Origin of the sequence: Arthrobacter sp. AG258 (assembly GCF_004364695.1) — a bacterium.
GTDB lineage: Bacteria > Actinomycetota > Actinomycetes > Actinomycetales > Micrococcaceae > Arthrobacter.
Window position 1 is genome coordinate 26058 of record NZ_SOBI01000001.1, and the last position, 16268, is coordinate 42325.

A 16268-nucleotide genomic window follows, 5' to 3' on the forward strand; every position below is an offset into this window, starting at 1 on the left:
ATCACGGAAAGCCCCGTTTGGGCCCGCGGGGACCCGAACCGCCACTACCATTGACGGGTGCAGCCGCAGCTAACCATCCGTCCCGCCGTCGAAGCCGACTTCGGCGACGTCGCCCGCATCACCGGCGACTCCTACCTCGCCGCAGGGTACTTCGACGACGCCGCCCACCCGTACATGGTCAAGGTCATGGACGTTGCGGCGCGCGCGGAGCAGGCCACCATCTGGGTGGCTGAACGGGAGGGGTCGGTCATTGGCTCGGTCACCCTGGCACTTGCCGGTGAACCGTACGCTGACATTGCCCTGCCGGACGAACTGGAATTCCGGATGCTGGTGGTGGACCCTGCCGTCCAGCGCAGCGGCGCCGGACGCGTCATGGTGGAAGCCATCATCAGCCATGCCCGAACCCTGCCGGGTATCCGTGCGGTGGCACTGACCACGGGGAAAGACTGGGAAAGCGCGCATGGCCTGTACCGCAGGACCGGCTTCCACCGGGTGCCTGAACGGGACTGGTTCGTTCCCGGAACCGACACAAAACTGCTGGTTTACCGGCGCGACCTGTAGCGGCCCTACAGTGGTGGCGACCCATTCCAGCTTTGAAAGGCCCACCCATGCGTAAAACCTTCGGCACCGGCTCCGTCTGGGAGCAGACGCTCGGCTATTCCCGCGCCGTCCAGGTGGACAACACCCTCTACATCTCCGCCACCGCGGCCAGCGGCGACGACGGAATCGTGGGAGACGACTTCTACACGCAGACCCAGTACATCCTGCAGAAGCTCGGCAAGGTCCTGGCCGACGCCGGCTTCGCGTACGAAGATGTGGTGCAGTCCAAGCTGTACCTGACGGACATCAGCAAATGGGAAGAGGCCGGCCGGGCACACGGCGAAGTATTCGGCGAGATCCGCCCCACCCTCTCCCTGGTCCATGTGCTGCCGTTCCTTGACCCGAACATGCTCGTCGAGATCGAACTGGTCGCCCGGAAAGCTGCCTGACGCTCTCCCTGCCCTACCTTGCCGGCAGGCCGTAGCGGTGTTCCGGTCTGCCCGTGGTGCCGTAGCGCAGCTGGATGTCCACGGCGCCGTCGTCGGCCAGCGACGACAGGTAGCGCTGCGCCGTGGCGCGGGAGACGCCCACCCGGGCGGCCACCTCGGCGGCGGAATACTGTTCGCCCGGAGCCAGTGATTCCAGCACCGCGGCTTCGGTTGCCGAGCGGGGTTTCGACGACGACGTGACGTCCCCGGGGATCAGCGACCGTTTTGCGCGTTCCACGGCCTCCTGGTCCAGGGCCCCGGCCTGGCCCAGGAGGCGCCGGTACCTGGCATAGGAACGAAGCTGCTGGGACAGCGACTCAGCGGTGAAGGGCTTGAGCAGGTACCCCAAGGCGCCCCGGCGGAACGCCACCCGGACGGAGGCGGCATCCGAGGCGGCGCTGAGGATGATCGTGTCCACATCCAGCTGCTGCAGCAAGTCCAGGCCGGACGCATCGGGGAGGTAGACATCCAGCAGCACCAGGTCCGGGCGCAGGCTGTGGATGGCCTGCAGTGCAAGCGAGGCCGTGCCAACGGGGGCCAGGGCCAGGAACCCGGCCACGGAGTCCACGTAGGCTGCGTGCAGCTTGGCCACATGGAAGTCGTCGTCCACGATCAGGACCCGAAAATCATCAGCCATTGTTGTCCTTTCCGGCTGCCCCGGGGGTCTTCGCGGCAGGGTTTCCCGCCGTCGTGTGCGGGAGGACCGCCATGAAGACGGCGCCCGGGCCGCCGGCGGTACCGCGATCCAGTACTTTGACGTCGCCGCCGCGGCGGCGTGCCAGCTGCCGGGCCAGGGCCAGGCCGAAGCCCTGCCCGGCACCGGCACGCACCGGGCCCGCAGCGGTGGTGAATCCTTCTACGAAGACGCCTTCGGGATCGGTTCCGTCCGCCAGCCCGTCGCCCGAGTCCGCCACCACGATGTGCAGCGTCCCGCCGTCGTCGCCCGGCTCATCCAGCACCTCGAGCTCAACCCAGCGGTCCGTCGAGGATCCTGCCACGGCGGCGTTGACGGCGTTGTCGATCAGGTTCCCCAGCACCGTGGTCACATCCTGGGCCTCCGTGACCTGGCCGCGGACCAGGGTTTCGGGCCCGATGCGGAGGGCGACGCCGCGTTCGTCCGCTTCCACGCCCTTGGCCCCCACAAACGCCTGCAGGTAGGGGTCCTGGAGCAGTTCGGCCTGGTCCACGGGGAACTTCAGGGGACCGGTGGCGGCCAGCCCTGCCAGGTAGTCACGGGCCTCCTGGTGCTGCCCGATGCCCAGGAAACCGGCCAGGGTGTGCAGCTGGTTGGCGAACTCGTGCCGCTGGGCGCGCAGGGCCGTGGACATGGTGCCCACGGCGTCCAGCTGCCGGGTGAGCTCCTGCAGCTCTGTGCGGTCGCGGAGCATGATCACCCAGCCCAGGTCCTCCCGGCGGTGCAGCGCCTTGCGGGCATTGACCACCAGGACCCGGCCGCCCGCCACCAGTTCCAGGGCATCCGGCCCCGCGGCATTCCCTTCCGGTCCGGCGGCAGCCAACCGCGGAGCGGCGGCCACGGGGGCGGGGCTGGTGAGTGACTTCAGCTGGGCGGGAACGGGGGCGTCCTCCCACCGTGTCCCGGACAGGTCGGGCAAATCGAGCAGGCGCTGCGCCGCGGCGTTGAACACGCTGACCCGGCCGTCGGCACGGACGCCGATGACGCCGTCGTCCACGCCCTGCAGCACTGCCACCTGGTCGTGGACCAGCGTGCTGATCTCTTCCGGTTCCAGGCCCAGGGTGAGCCGCTGGAGGCGGCGGCGCAGCAGGAAGGATCCCAGGACTCCGGCCAGCAGTGCGCCGGCGGCGGTCAGGGCCACCGGGCCGATGTCGCGGCTCACGCTCTGGGCCACGGTTTCCATGGAGTAGCCCACGCTCACCTCACCCACCACCGTCGCGGTGCCGGGGGCATACACCGGAACCTTTGCTCCGGCGGAAGGGCCAAGGGTTCCCGTGTTCCGGGTGGTGATTTCCTGCCCGGACAGCGCCTCGGACGGGTCCGTGCTCACCTTCTCGCCGAGCCGCTGCGGATCCGGGTGGGCCAGCCGGATCCCGGTTTCGTCGGTGATCACTACGAACAGGGCGCCGGTCCTGGTCCGTGCGGCCTCTGCGGAGGCCTGCAGCGGACCCGCGAGGAGCGCGGCCGGCGGGGGAGTGCCGGGCTGTTCGCTGATGGCCAGTACGTCTGCCCTGACCTCCGGATCGGATGCGACGGTCCGGGCCAGCGTCAGGGCCTGGTTCTCCGCGTCGCTGCCCACCCGGTCATACGTCAGCCAGGCATGCACCGTGGCGCTCAGGAGGACCACCAGGAGAACGACGGCCACCTGCAGCAAGAGTGTCTGGGTGGAAAAGCGCAGCGGCTGCCGGGGCGCGGGACGCTGCATTCATCCTCCTTGACGGGTGTGGCGCGACGGGTATGGCTCAACCGTATCGGCTGCCGCCAGGCGCCGACACAGCGTGAGCACAATGAGCAAAATGCTCCCAATAAGCAGTATGCCAATCAATTGAGCCAAAGGCACCGCCGTGACGGACGCCACCCTACAGTCTGTAGCACGCGTCACACCGGTGTGCCGCTGTTCATAAGAAGGAGCCGGCTGTGCTGGTAATACTTGGATTCGCCATGATCGCGGTTTTCATGGTGCTGATCATGACGAAGAAGTTGACGCCAGTGCTGGCGTTGATCATTGTCCCCACCGTTTTTGGTCTCTTTGCCGGCGCCGGCCTGGGCATCGGCGACATGGTCATGGACTCCATGAAGTCCATGACCTCCACCGCGGCCCTGCTGATGTTCGCCATCATCTACTTCGGCCTGATGATCGACGTCGGGCTCTTTGACCCGCTGGTGAAGTTCATCCTCCGCAAGCTGGGCAACGACCCCGCCAAGGTGGTCCTGGGCACCGCCATCCTCGCGGCCGCCGTGTCGCTGGACGGCGACGGGTCCACCACCTTCATCCTCACCACCGCCGCCATGCTGCCGGTCTACCTGCGCCTGAAGATGAGCCCCGTGGTCCTCACCTGCGTGGCCGGCCTGGCCAACGGCACCATGAACATCCTGCCCTGGGGTGGTCCCACCGCCCGCGCCGCCACCGCCCTGAAAATCGATGTCAACGACGTTTTCGTCCCCATGATCCCGTCCCTGGTGGCCGGCCTGGTCGTGGTATTCGCCTTCGCCTGGCTCCTGGGGCTTCAGGAACGCAACCGCCTCCGTGCCGTTGCTCCCGAGATTTGGGGCGTCCCGTCTTCGGCAGAGCCCTTCACGGCAGAAGAGTTCGACGGCGGCACTACCGCCGGCGGCACGGCGCCCCGCGCCGGACGCAAGGGCGGCAACCCCGGCGGAGCAGCCCCCGCCGTCGGCGGCTCCCCGGCAGGATCCTCCGTGGCCGTGCTGGAGCGCACGGACATCCTCCTTGAGGACAGCAGCGCCGGACTCACCGACACCGCCCTGGATCCGAACCGCAGCACCTTGCGTCCCAAGCTGTTCTGGTTCAACCTGGCCCTGACCGTCGCCGTCATGGTGGTCCTCGTGGCCAACGTCATCCCGCTGCCGTTCGTGTTCATGGTGGGCGCGGCCATCGCCCTGCTGGTCAACTTCCCCAAGGTCAAGGACCAGGGCGCCCAGCTCATTGCGCACGCACCTTCCATCGTCGCCGTGGTCAGCATGGTCATGGCCGCCGCCGTCCTCACCGGCGTCCTCAAGGGCACCGGCATGGTCGAAGCCATGTCCGCCTGGCTGGTCCAGATCATCCCGTCCTCCATGGGCCCGTTCATGGCCGTCATCACCGGTGTGCTGAGCATCCCCATGACGTTCTTCATGAGCAACGACGCCTTCTACTTCGGCGTCCTTCCCGTCCTCAGCGAGACGGCCGCGCACTATGGTGTCGGCGCCGCGGACATGGCCCGGGCCTCCATCACCGGCCAGCCGTTCCACCTGCAGAGCCCCCTGGTTCCGGCCATCCTGCTGCTGGTCTCGCTGGCCAAGGTGGACCTCGGTGACCACCACAAGAAAGTCCTGTGGCGTACCGCCGTCATCTCCCTTGTCATGCTTGGCGTCGGGATGCTGACCGGAGCCATCGGAATCGGTTAGTCTGTAGCTGCCTGTGCTCCTGTCCCCGAGGCAGGGCCTGGCACGAAGGTGCCCGTCTGACGCCCGCTGGGGGATGTCAGACGGGCATCGGCGTTTCCCCACTAGACTGGATCGGAAAACAATTCGAACTTTGCAGGGGAGATCCATGGCTGCGATCAACCGTGACGACGTCGCGCATCTCGCGCGGCTCGCTCACATCGAGATGAGTGCCGAAGAGCTGGACAGGATGGCCGGCGAACTTGCCGTCATCGTCGATTCGGTCAAGTCCGTCAGCGAGGCCGCAGGGGATGACGTCCCGGCGACCTCCCACCCCATCCCGCTGACCAACGTCTTCCGCGATGACGTCGTGGGACACACCTTCACGGCTGAACAGGCACTCTCCGGCGCCCCGGATTCCGATGACAACCGTTTCAAGGTCCCGGCCATCCTGGATGAGGCATAACCATGACTGAACAGAACTCCACCGGCGTCAGCGCCGAAACCCTGATCCGCCTTTCCGCCGCGCAGCTCGCTGAGAAGCTGGCTGCCGGCGAGGTCACCGCCGTCCAGGCCACCCAGGCGTACCTTGACCGCATCGCCGCCGTCGACGGGCAGGTCAACGCCTTCCTGCACGTCAACGCCGAGGAAGCCCTTGCCGTCGCCGCGGAGGTGGACGCCATCCGCGCAGCCGGCGGTGCGGAGGCCGAAGCCCTGCACGTCCTCGCCGGCGTGCCCATCGCCGTCAAGGACCTCATCGTCACCATCGGCCAACCCACTACTGCCGGTTCCAAGATCCTCGAAGGCTGGCACAGCCCGTACGACGCCACGGTCGTCGAGCGGCTGCGCGCGGCCAAGATGCCGATCCTTGGCAAGACCAACCTGGACGAGTTCGCCATGGGCTCCTCCACCGAGCACTCCGCGTACGGACCCACCCGCAACCCCTGGGACCTGGACCGGATTCCGGGCGGCTCCGGCGGCGGTTCGGCTGCGGCCGTGGCCGCCTTCGAGGCTCCGCTGGCGCTCGGCACGGACACCGGCGGATCCATCCGCCAGCCCGGTGCCGTCACCGGCACCGTGGGCGTGAAGCCCACTTACGGCAGTGTCTCCCGCTACGGCGCCATCGCCATGGCGTCCTCCCTGGACCAAATCGGCCCCGTGACCCGCACCGTCCTGGACTCCGCCCTGCTGCACCAGGTCATCGGCGGCCATGACCCACGCGACTCCACCTCCCTGCCAGAACCGCTTGCTGACCTTGTTGCCGCAGCGAAGACCGGCAACGTCGAGGGCCTGCGGATCGGCATCATCAAGGAACTGCACGGCGAGGGCTACCAGGCCGGCGTCGAAAACCGCTTCAACGATGCCCTGGAGCTGCTCAAGGAAGCCGGCGCGGAGATCGTTGAGGTCTCCTGCCCGAACTTCCAGTACGCCCTGGGCGCTTACTACCTGATCATGCCGTCCGAGGCCTCCTCCAACCTGGCCAAGTTCGACGGCGTCCGGTACGGCCTGCGGGTCCTCCCGGAGGACGGTCCCATGACCATTGAACGCGTCATGGGCGCCACCCGCGCCGCCGGCTTCGGCGACGAGGTCAAGCGCCGCATCATCCTGGGCACCTACGCCCTGTCAGCCGGCTACTATGACGCCTACTACGGGTCCGCCCAGAAGGTGCGCACGCTGGTCCAGCGGGACTTCGAGGCCGCCTTTGAGCAGGCCGACGTCCTGATCTCGCCCACCGCCCCCACCACGGCCTTCCCGCTCGGCGAAAAACTGGACGACCCCCTGGCCATGTACCTCAACGACGTCGCCACCATCCCGGCGAACCTCGCCGGCGTCCCCGGGCTGTCCCTGCCCGGCGGACTGGCGGACGAGGACGGCCTGCCCGTGGGCATCCAGCTGCTGGCCCCCGCCCGCGAGGATGCCCGCCTCTACCGGGTGGGCGCTGTCCTGGAGTCCTTGCTGGAAGCAAAATGGGGCGGCCCGCTGCTGGCCCAGGCTCCCGCGCTGGGCGCTGAATCCCTCGAAACCCAGGAGGCAAAATAATGAGCACCGACGAAATCCTGAGCTTCGAAGAGGCCATGGAGAAGTACGACCCCGTCCTCGGCTTCGAGGTCCACGTCGAACTGAACACCAAGACCAAGATGTTCTCCTCCGCGCCCAACGTCTTCGGCGACGAGCCGAACACCAACGTCAACGAGGTGGACCTGGGGATGCCCGGTGTCCTGCCGGTGGTCAACAAGACGGCGGTGGAGTCCTCCATCAAGATCGGCTTGGCGCTGAACTGCAAGATCGCCGAATCCTGCCGGTTTGCCCGGAAGAACTACTTCTACCCGGATACCCCCAAGAACTTCCAGACCTCGCAGTATGACGAGCCCATCGCGTACGACGGCTACCTGGATATTGAACTCGACGACGGCACCGTGTTCCGGGTGGAAATCGAGCGCGCGCACATGGAAGAGGACGCCGGAAAGCTGACGCACATGGGCGGCGCCACCGGCCGCATCCAGGGTGCCGACTTCTCCCTGGTGGACTACAACCGTGCAGGCGTACCGCTGGTGGAAATTGTCACCAAGCCCATCGAGGGCGCGGGCTCGCGCGCACCGGAGCTCGCCAAGGCGTACGTGGCCGCCATCCGCGAAATCGTCAAGAACCTCGGCGTTTCCGACGCAAAGATGGAACGCGGCAACGTCCGCTGCGACGCCAACGTCTCGCTGCGCCCGCACGGCCGCGAACGCTTCGGCATCCGCTCCGAAACGAAGAACGTCAACTCGCTGCGCGCCGTGGAACACGCCGTGCGCTACGAGATCCAGCGCCACGCCGCCGTCTTGGACTCCGGAAACCCGGTGGTGCAGGAAACCCGCCACTGGCACGAGGACACCCGCACCACCACCTCGGGCCGGCCCAAGTCCGACGCCGACGATTACCGCTATTTCCCGGAACCTGACCTGGTGCCGGTGGTCGCTTCGCGCGAATGGGTGGAGGAACTGCGTGCCACGCTGCCCGAGCCGCCCGCCGAGCGCCGGAAGCGGCTCAAGGCCGACTGGGGCTACTCCGACCTGGAATTCCGCGACGTTGTGAACGCCGGCGTCCTGGACGAAATCGAGGAAACCATCGCGGCCGGGGCTTCCGCCTCCGTGGCCCGCAAGTGGTGGATGGGCGAGATCGTCGGCCGCGCCAAGGCTGCCGATGTGGACCCCGGCCAGCTGGGCGTCGAGGCTGTCACCGTGGTGGAGCTCAGCCGCATGGTGGAGGCCGGCAAGATCAACAACAAGATGGCCTCCCAGGTGCTGGACGGCGTGCTCGCCGGCGAAGGCACCCCGGAAGAGATCGTCGAAGCGCGCGGCCTCGCCGTGGTGTCCGACGACGGACCCCTCCTGGAAGCCATCGACGCCGCGCTGGCCGCGCAGCCCGGCGTCGCGGACAAGATCCGCGCCGGCAAGGTGCAGGCCGTGGGAGCGATCGTGGGCGGGGTCATGAAGGCCACCCGCGGGCAGGCCGACGCAGGACGCGTCAAGGAGTTGATCCTGGAGAAGCTGGGCGTCACCGCTTAGCACTCCGATACCCACCCGGGTCGCAGCAGATGTCGTTTTGAGCATCCATAACGACAACAACTGCGGCCCGGTTGGGCTTTAAGTACTCAGGTGCCGCCGGCCGCAAAGTACCTGTGGCCGCACGTGCGTGGCGGACCTAGACTGGAGCCCACAGGGCACAGGAGGGTACAGGGCGATGATGCCTTGGCAGTGCTGAGGAAGGAACAACCATGGTCCGGGACCCATTGAGGATGCGCAAGGCAATGCTGGCCGGGGCGGTGGCCTTGGCCCTTTCCGGAACCGGGGTGGCCCTGGCGTGGTCGGCCACCGGGACGCCAACGCCGTCCCCCTCCCAGACTGCACCGGGACAGCAGAAGGCACCGGGCCAACAAAAGGCACCCGGGCAGCAGAAGTCCCGGCATGGCCAACCGCTCCACGGTGAGGCAGTGGTCAAGCAGCCCGACGGAACCTTCCAGACTGTCCTCGAACAGCGCGGAACCGTGGAGTCCGTCAGCGACTCCGCCATCACCGTCAAGAGCGAGGACGGCTTCATCCAGTCCTATGCCGTCAACGCGGACACCAGGATCACCAAACTTCCGGCGGCCGACGATGGTGCGGGCCGCAAGCCGGCAGCCGGATCGATGGCGGACATCGCCGCCGGCGACACCGTGCGCGTGGCCGGCGTGAAGGACGGGGACCAGGCCACCGCCAAGCGGATCGTCGACGGCGCCGGTGACGGCCCGGGCCTGGGGTTGGGACGTGGGCACGGCATGGGCAAAAAGATGGGTGCGGGCAACCATCAGGATGGCGAAGGGGCGTAGCTGCGCCGGTCCGGCCACGCCTGCCACGGGTCCGTGACACCGTGCCCGCCCCTGCACCAGCCAGCCCCCGCTTACCCCTGTTGCACCAGCCCTGCCATGATGTCTTCCAGGGCCTCACAGACCAGCACTACTGCACGCCGCTTGAGGTTTTCCGGCCTGGCCAGCAGGTCGATCCGGCGGCGGGTGCTGATGCCTTCGAGCGGGCGCAGGACAATGTCCGGATTCAGGACCGGCCCGGCAGTGTACCTGGGCAGCAGCCCCACCACCCCGCCCGCGGCCACCAGGGCAGCCACCGTGGAGTAGTCGTTGATGCGGTGGACGATGTTCGGTTCCCGGCTGGATACGGCCGCGACGGCGGAGAGCACGTCGGCGGGGGAGTAGCCGGGGTGGCTGGTCACCCAGGCTTCGGCGCCGACGTCGTGCACCGTGACGGTGTCCTGCCGGGCCAGCGGGTGCCCGGCGGGGAGTGCCACGTCCAGCGGCTCGTGGGCCAGCGGGATCACGGCGACGCGCTCGGCGGGCCAGCGGGGGCTGTGGTCCATCCGGTGCGCCAGCACGAGGTCGTACCGGGCGGTGAGGGCCGGGAAGTCCTGCTGGGCGACGTCCTCGTCGGAGAGTTCGATCCGCGGATGTCCCGGCTGGTCCAGCATCCGCGCCAGCGGGCCAAAGAGGGCCTGCCCGGCGCTGTGGAACCCACTGACGGTGACCCGGCCGGCGGGCGAACCGTGGTACGAGCCCAGCGCGCCACGGGCATCGGCCATGGCGCTGAGGACGGCGGCGCCGGCGTCGGCGAGGACTTGGCCGGCTTCGGTCAGGACCAGGTTCCGGCCCTCCTTGCGCGTCAACGGCACGTCCACCGTCCGTTGCAGGTGGGCCAGTTGTTGGGAGACCGCCGACGGGGTGACCATGAGGGTGTCGGCCACCGCCTTCACGCTGCCCAGCGCCCCAAGTTCGCGGAGGATTTCCAGCTGATGTATTTCCACTCCACCAGTGTATACATTAGGAAAATCTAAATCGTCGATTGAGAAGATTCCTGTTGTGCTAATGCTTTCCCGGGGCTTCAATGAGGAGGACACCAACCCGCTGATGTGAATGCCAATAAGTAAGGACGCCAATGAAGGCCCTGTACAAGGCCGGCCCGCACGCCGGTTTCGAACTCGTCGACCGGCCGGAACCCACGGCGGGTCCGGCCGACGTCAAGATCCGCGTGATGACCACCGGGATCTGCGGAACCGACCTCCACATCCAGTCCTGGGACGCCTGGGCGCAGGGCATGATCGAGGCTCCGCTCATCGCCGGCCACGAATTCTACGGCGAAGTGGTGGAGGTGGGCGAGGACGTCCGCGAGGTCAAGGTGGGAGACCGAGTCTCCGGCGAAGGCCACGTGGTCTGCGGTATCTGCCGCAACTGCCGTGCAGGGCGCCGGCAGATGTGCATCCACACGGTCAGCGTGGGAGTCCAACGGGACGGCGCCTTCGCCGAATACGTGGTCATCCCGGAGGCCAACGTTTGGGTCCACCACGACCCCTCGGTCACTCCCGAGCTTGGCGCCATCTTCGACCCGTTCGGCAACGCCGTCCACACGGCGCTGAGCTTCCCCCTGGTGGGCGAAGACGTGCTCATCACCGGCGCAGGTCCCATCGGCCTGATGGCCATCGCTGTGGCCCGCCACGCCGGCGCGCGCAAGATCGCCATCACGGATGTGTCGGTGCCGCGGCTGGAGCTGGCCAAGCAGCTGGGCGCCGACCTCGCCATCGATGTCTCCACGACCCGCGTCCGCGATGCCCAGCGGGAGCTGGGCATGCGGGAGGGGTTCGACGTCGGAATGGAAATGTCCGGCCACCCCACCGCCCTGCCTGAGATGATCGACAACATGAACCACGGCGGCCGGATCGCCATGCTGGGCTTGCCCAGCCAGGACATCACCATCGACTGGGGCAAGGTGGTCACCCACATGCTCACGCTCAAAGGCATCTATGGCCGGGAGATGTACGAAACCTGGTACGCCATGAGCGCCATGCTCTCCTCCAACCCGGTGCTGCACGCCGGAATCTCCGCCGTGGTCACGGACACGCTGCCCGCCACGGACTGGGAGAAGGGCTTCGACATTGCCCGCAGCGGCGTGGGCGGAAAAGTTGTCCTCGACTGGACCCGACTGTAAGGAACCCCATGTACACCACCATCAAGGACCAGCTCCGCGGCGAGCTGGACGAGATCCGCACCGCGGGACTCTACAAGACCGAACGCAGCATCAGTTCACCGCAGTCAAGCCACATCATCGCGGGCCGGATCGGCGGTCAAGGCAGCGACGTGCTGAACTTTTGTGCCAACAACTACCTGGGCCTGGCCGACCATCCGGACATCATCAATGCCGCAAAAACCGCCATGGATGAGCGCGGCTTCGGCATGGCCAGTGTCCGTTTCATCTGCGGAACCCAGGACCTGCACCTCAACCTCGAGGCCAGGGTCTCCGCGTTCCTGGGGACCGAGGACACCATCCTCTTCTCCAGCTGCTTCGACGCCAACGGCGGCGTCTTCGAGTCCCTCCTCGGCCCGGACGACGCCGTCATTTCGGACGCCCTCAACCACGCCTCCATCATTGACGGCATCCGCCTGTGCAAGGCCCGCCGCTACCGGTACGCCAACCAGGACATGGCCGAGCTCGAGGCCCGCCTCCAGGAGGCCCAGGACGCGCGGCGGAAGCTGATCGTCACCGACGGCGTGTTCTCCATGGACGGTTTCCTCGCCCCGCTCGAGGCCATCTGCGACCTCGCCGAAAAATACGGCGCCATGGTGATGGTGGACGACTCCCATGCGGTGGGCTTCATGGGCGCTACCGGCGCGGGCACCCCGGAGCATGCAGGGGTTTCGAACCGGGTGGACATCTACACCGGAACCTTCGGCAAGGCACTTGGCGGGGCGTCCGGCGGCTACGTGTCCGGCCGCGGCGAGATCGTGGCCATGCTGCGGCAAAAGGCGCGGCCGTACCTGTTCTCCAACTCATTGGCGCCCGCCATTGTGGCCGCGACGCTCAAAGCGCTTGACCTCGTGGAGAGCTCCGCGGAGCTCCGGCGCCGGTTGTTCGAGAACGCAGCGCAGTTCCGCCGCAGGATGACCGAGGAAGGCTTCGACCTGCTCCCGGGCGAGCACGCCATCGTGCCCGTCATGTTTGGGGACGCAGTGATGGCAGCCAAGGTGGCGGATCGGATGCTGCAGCACGGTGTCTTCGTCACCGCCTTCAGCTTCCCGGTGGTCCCGCGCGGTGCCGCACGGATCCGGGTGCAGTTGTCCGCCGCGCATTCAGCGGACGACGTCGAAGCATGCGTGCGTGCGTTCGTTGCCAGCCGTGCCGAGGCGGCAGCCTGAACGGCAGCGCCGCCTGGCATGAACGCGCGCCTGGCATGAACCATCGCCGGGCATGTACGCGCGCCCGGCATAAACCCCCGCCCGGCATGAACTCTGCGAGGATGGACCAATGGCAGCACATTACGATGTCCTGATCGTAGGCGGCGGCATCGCCGGCCTGTCCTTGGCGTCCGCGCTGGCGGGGCGTTGCAGCGTTGCGCTGGTGGAGGCGGAGCAGGAACTGGCGTACCACACGTCCTCCCGCTCCGCCCGCCAGCTCATCCCCAGTTATGGGCCTCCCGTGGTGCAGGAACTCACCGTCCGGACCCTCGAACTGCTTGCCGCCCGCGACAGGGAACTGCCCGAACCGGTTCTGGCGCCGCGCAGTTTCATGTTGATCGGCTCGGAGCCGGATGTGGCATCCGAGGCGAGCGGACACATGCAGCCGATCACGGTGGACCGTGCCCTCGAGCTCTGCCCGGCGCTCTTGCCGGGAACGTTTACCGCCGCAGGGCTGGACACTGGTTCCTTCGGATGCAACGCCCCTGTCCTGCTGGCGGATCACCGCGAGAGGGCGCTCGCTGCCGGGGCGGACATCATCACGGGCGCCCGCGTCCACTCGGCCCAGCGGCAGGGCTCGGGGTGGCAGGTGGGCGCCGGAAGCGAAGGCTTTGAGGCCGGGGTCCTGGTCAATGCGGCCGGTGCCTGGGCCGATGAACTCGCCGTGATCAGCGGCGTCGAGAAGCTCGGCCTCCAGCCGTACCGGCGGACTGCGGCGATTGCCGCCGTCGAACGCTCCCTGCCTGGACACAGCCCCATGGTGGCCGCCGCGGACAATTCTTTCTATTTCCGGCCGGACGGCCCGGATGTGCTGATTTCCCCGTCCGAAACGGTGCCCAGCGGCCCCGAGGATGCGCGTCCGCGGCCAGGCGACGTGGAACGCTTGGTGGCCATGTTGAACTCCACGACTGCCCTCGGGATCACCCACATCCGGCGTGCCTGGACGGGCCTGCGCACCGAAGCGGCGGACGGGGTGCCGGTGGCGGGCTTCGACGCCGAAGCGCCGGGGTTCTACTGGCTCGCAGGGCAGGGCGGCTACGGATTCCAGACCTCCGCAGCCATGGCGGAGTTTGCAGCCACCCAGATCCTTGCCGGGCAATCCGGTGGCGGCGGTGCGAACGGGGCCGGTCCGGCATCCCGGACAGTGGAGGCACTTGCTGCCACACGCTGGTCCATTCGACGCTGAAGAATGGTCCCATGAGCACCCTGATCACCAATATCGCCGAGCTGATGACGCAGGACCTTGAACATCGGGTCCTGCGGGACGCCGCCGTGGTAGTGGACGGGGAACGGATCGCGTGGATTGGCGCGGCGGCCGATGCACCTGCCGCGGACGACGCCGTCGATGCCGGCGGGCGGGCCATGCTGCCGGGATGGGTGGACTCCCACAGCCACTTGCTCTTTGCCGGGGACCGCACCGCCGAGTTCGAAGCCCGGATGGCCGGCGAGGCCTACGCCGCCGGCGGCATCGCTGTCACCATGAATGCCACCAGGGCCACATCCGATTTTGACCTCACGCGCCTGGCCATGGGGAGGGTGGCTGAGGCCGTCTCGCAGGGGACCACCTACCTGGAGACGAAGACCGGCTACGGCCTGGACATTGAGAATGAGGCCCGGAGCGCCCGGATCGCTTCCACAGTGGCAGACCAGGTGACTTATCTTGGTGCGCATCTGGTTCCCGCCGGCCAGGATGCCGAGGCCTACACGGACCTGGTCTGCGGGCCGATGCTGGCCGCCGTCAGGCCCTATGTCCAGTGGGCGGACGTGTTCTGCGAGGAAGGTGCCTTCACTGCCGAGCAGTCGCGCCGCGTGCTCCTGGCCTGCCGCGACGCCGGGCTCGGCCTGCGCGTGCACGGCAACCAGTTGGGCGAAGGGCCGGGCGTCCAACTAGCCATCGAGGTGGGCGCTGCCAGTGTTGACCACGTGAACCACCTTTCCGGGCGGGACGTCAAGGCCCTGGCGGCCTCGTGGTCCGCGTGGGACCCGGCCACCGGCACGGGGGAGCGGGGCACGGTGGCCACCTGCCTGCCCGCATGCGACCTGTCCACCCGCCAGCCGCTGGCACCGGCGCGCGCACTCCTTGATGCTGGCGTCCAGGTGGCGTTGGCCTCCAACTGCAATCCGGGCACGTCCTACACCAGTTCCATGGCATTTTGCGTGACCACTGCCGTGCTCCAGATGCACCTGAGCGTGCACGAGGCCGTCCGTGCTGCCACCTATGGCGGTGCCTTGGCGCTGCACCGGGAGGTGGGGCGTGACGCGGACGGCGAGCGGGCCGTAGGATCGATCGCCGTCGGCCACCGGGCCGACCTCCACCTGCTCAACGCACCCTCCGCCACCCACCTCGCTTACCGCCCGGGCATGCCGCTGACGTACGCTGTGTGGCGTGCCGGAGTGCGGGCTCGGTAAAGATTGCCGGTTATGTGATTGTTCTTGATTGTTTACCCGGGGTTATAATCAGAAAACGTCATCCGATAGGGTGGCTGGTGTACTGAAAGGCCCCCTGCATGACGCGCACAGACCGGCTGACGGCCATTCTTGACCTCTTGGCCAGAACCGGCCAAGTGGAAGTTGACGAGATCGTCAGCAGCCTGAATGTTTCGCCGGCCACTGCCCGCCGCGACCTGGACAGCCTTGCCAAGCGGCGGCTGCTGACCCGGACCCGCGGCGGCGCCACTACCGGTGCCTTGGCCTACGACCTGCCCGGACGCTACAACCGTGACGACCACGCAGAGGCCAAGGAACAGATCGCGCAGTGTGCATCGGCGCTGATCCGGCCTGGAGCAGTCATTGGGCTGTGCGGGGGCACCACCAGCACAGCCCTGGCGCAGATCCTTGCGACGCGGGAAGACCTGAACGCCCCGTCCAACCAGCCAACCCTTACCGTGGTCACCAACGCCATCAACATCGCCGGCCAGCTCGCGGTGCGGCCCAACATCAAGGTGATGGTTACCGGGGGCATCCTCAACCCCCGCTCCTACGAGCTGGTTGGGCCCTATACGGACATCATCATGCAAAAGGTGGTGCTGGACATCGCATTCATCGGAGTCAACGGCATCGACCCCGAGGTGGGACCCACCAACACCGGCGAAGGGGAGGCCTCGGTCAATGCGCTGCTCGCCAGCCGCGCCCGCGTCTCGTACGTCCTGGCCGACTCTTCCAAGGTGGGCGTCCGGGCCTTCGCCACCATGGACGGTTACGACTTCACCCGGCTCATCACTGACTCCGGCATTTCTGCCCACGACAAGGCGGCCTTCGAAGCCCGGGGTACGGAAGTTATTATCGCGCCTGCCTGATGCCCGGCAGCTGGTGTAAGCGTGGCCTGTGCGCCCTCTGGTGTGCTGCCTGGATCCTTGGTGTTGCCCCGGCTTGTGGTTCCCTCCGGCCGCTCCATCAGCCCGGATCCAGAAAC

General features: G+C 67.4%; 15 protein-coding genes. 12 read left to right on the forward strand and 3 right to left on the reverse strand.

The window, feature by feature from the left end; translation table 11 throughout:
* Positions 1-57 precede the first annotated feature (57 nt).
* Together DFO47_RS00070 and DFO47_RS00075 are read left to right on the forward strand one after the other, a co-directional pair.
* The gene (locus tag DFO47_RS00070; RefSeq protein ID WP_133830277.1) at positions 58-561 is read left to right on the forward strand and encodes a GNAT family N-acetyltransferase; all 504 of its coding nucleotides are present in this window, start codon (positions 58-60) and stop codon (positions 559-561) included.
* Positions 562-608: 47 nt separating this feature from the next.
* Positions 609-989, forward strand: a complete 381-nt coding sequence (locus DFO47_RS00075; RefSeq protein WP_018763014.1) for a RidA family protein — start codon at positions 609-611, stop codon at positions 987-989.
* Between the two features lie 13 nt (positions 990-1002).
* Here the strand turns inward: DFO47_RS00075 and DFO47_RS00080 are convergent, their stop codons facing one another.
* Both DFO47_RS00080 and DFO47_RS00085 read right to left on the reverse strand, forming a co-directional pair.
* A complete protein-coding gene (locus DFO47_RS00080) occupies positions 1003-1665 on the reverse strand; it encodes a response regulator (protein WP_018763015.1) in 663 nt (220 codons plus the stop codon).
* Positions 1658-3427, reverse strand: a complete 1770-nt coding sequence (locus tag DFO47_RS00085; RefSeq protein ID WP_133830278.1) for an ATP-binding protein — start codon at positions 3425-3427, stop codon at positions 1658-1660. Before DFO47_RS00085 ends, DFO47_RS00080 begins: the two co-directional genes overlap by 8 nt.
* Positions 3428-3639: 212 nt before the next feature.
* On the opposite strand from DFO47_RS00085, the gene DFO47_RS00090 reads away from it, so the two are divergent.
* From DFO47_RS00090 to DFO47_RS00110, 5 genes are all read left to right on the forward strand, one after another.
* Complete coding sequence (locus DFO47_RS00090) at positions 3640-5127, forward strand: CitMHS family transporter (RefSeq protein ID WP_026264939.1); 1488 nt, start codon at positions 3640-3642, stop codon at positions 5125-5127.
* 145 nt (positions 5128-5272) lie between these two features.
* Positions 5273-5569 carry an Asp-tRNA(Asn)/Glu-tRNA(Gln) amidotransferase subunit GatC gene (gatC, locus tag DFO47_RS00095; RefSeq protein WP_018763018.1) on the forward strand — a complete coding sequence of 99 codons (297 nt, stop codon included), beginning with the start codon at positions 5273-5275 and terminating at the stop codon, positions 5567-5569.
* Positions 5570-5571: 2 nt separating this feature from the next.
* Complete coding sequence (gene gatA, locus DFO47_RS00100) at positions 5572-7143, forward strand: Asp-tRNA(Asn)/Glu-tRNA(Gln) amidotransferase subunit GatA (protein WP_133830279.1); 1572 nt, start codon at positions 5572-5574, stop codon at positions 7141-7143.
* On the forward strand, positions 7143-8651 hold the full coding sequence (gene gatB, locus DFO47_RS00105; protein WP_133830280.1) for an Asp-tRNA(Asn)/Glu-tRNA(Gln) amidotransferase subunit GatB: 1509 nt from the start codon (positions 7143-7145) through the stop codon (positions 8649-8651). The genes gatA and gatB overlap by 1 nt, the downstream gene beginning before the upstream one ends.
* 209 nt (positions 8652-8860) lie before the next feature.
* Positions 8861-9451 carry a DUF5666 domain-containing protein gene (locus DFO47_RS00110; RefSeq protein ID WP_243835275.1) on the forward strand — a complete coding sequence of 197 codons (591 nt, stop codon included), beginning with the start codon at positions 8861-8863 and terminating at the stop codon, positions 9449-9451.
* Between the two features lie 71 nt (positions 9452-9522).
* On the opposite strand, the gene DFO47_RS00115 is transcribed toward DFO47_RS00110, so the two are convergent.
* Positions 9523-10434, reverse strand: coding sequence for a LysR family transcriptional regulator (locus tag DFO47_RS00115; protein WP_133830281.1), 912 nt, complete (start codon positions 10432-10434; stop codon positions 9523-9525).
* A 131-nt stretch (positions 10435-10565) separates the two neighbouring features.
* Between DFO47_RS00115 and tdh the strand changes: the two genes are divergently transcribed.
* From tdh to DFO47_RS00140, 5 genes are all read left to right on the forward strand, one after another.
* Complete coding sequence (gene tdh, locus DFO47_RS00120) at positions 10566-11612, forward strand: L-threonine 3-dehydrogenase (RefSeq protein WP_133830282.1); 1047 nt, start codon at positions 10566-10568, stop codon at positions 11610-11612.
* 8 nt (positions 11613-11620) lie between these two features.
* A complete protein-coding gene (locus tag DFO47_RS00125) occupies positions 11621-12817 on the forward strand; it encodes a glycine C-acetyltransferase (RefSeq protein WP_133830283.1) in 1197 nt (398 codons plus the stop codon).
* 109 nt (positions 12818-12926) lie between these two features.
* Entirely contained in the window at positions 12927-14042 is a 1116-nt protein-coding gene (locus tag DFO47_RS00130) for an FAD-dependent oxidoreductase (RefSeq protein WP_133830284.1), read from the forward strand.
* Between the two features lie 11 nt (positions 14043-14053).
* The gene (gene hutI, locus DFO47_RS00135) at positions 14054-15265 is read left to right on the forward strand and encodes an imidazolonepropionase (RefSeq protein WP_133830285.1); all 1212 of its coding nucleotides are present in this window, start codon (positions 14054-14056) and stop codon (positions 15263-15265) included.
* 98 nt (positions 15266-15363) lie between these two features.
* Positions 15364-16152, forward strand: coding sequence for a DeoR/GlpR family DNA-binding transcription regulator (locus DFO47_RS00140; RefSeq protein WP_018763027.1), 789 nt, complete (start codon positions 15364-15366; stop codon positions 16150-16152).
* Positions 16153-16268: the final 116 nt, after the last annotated feature.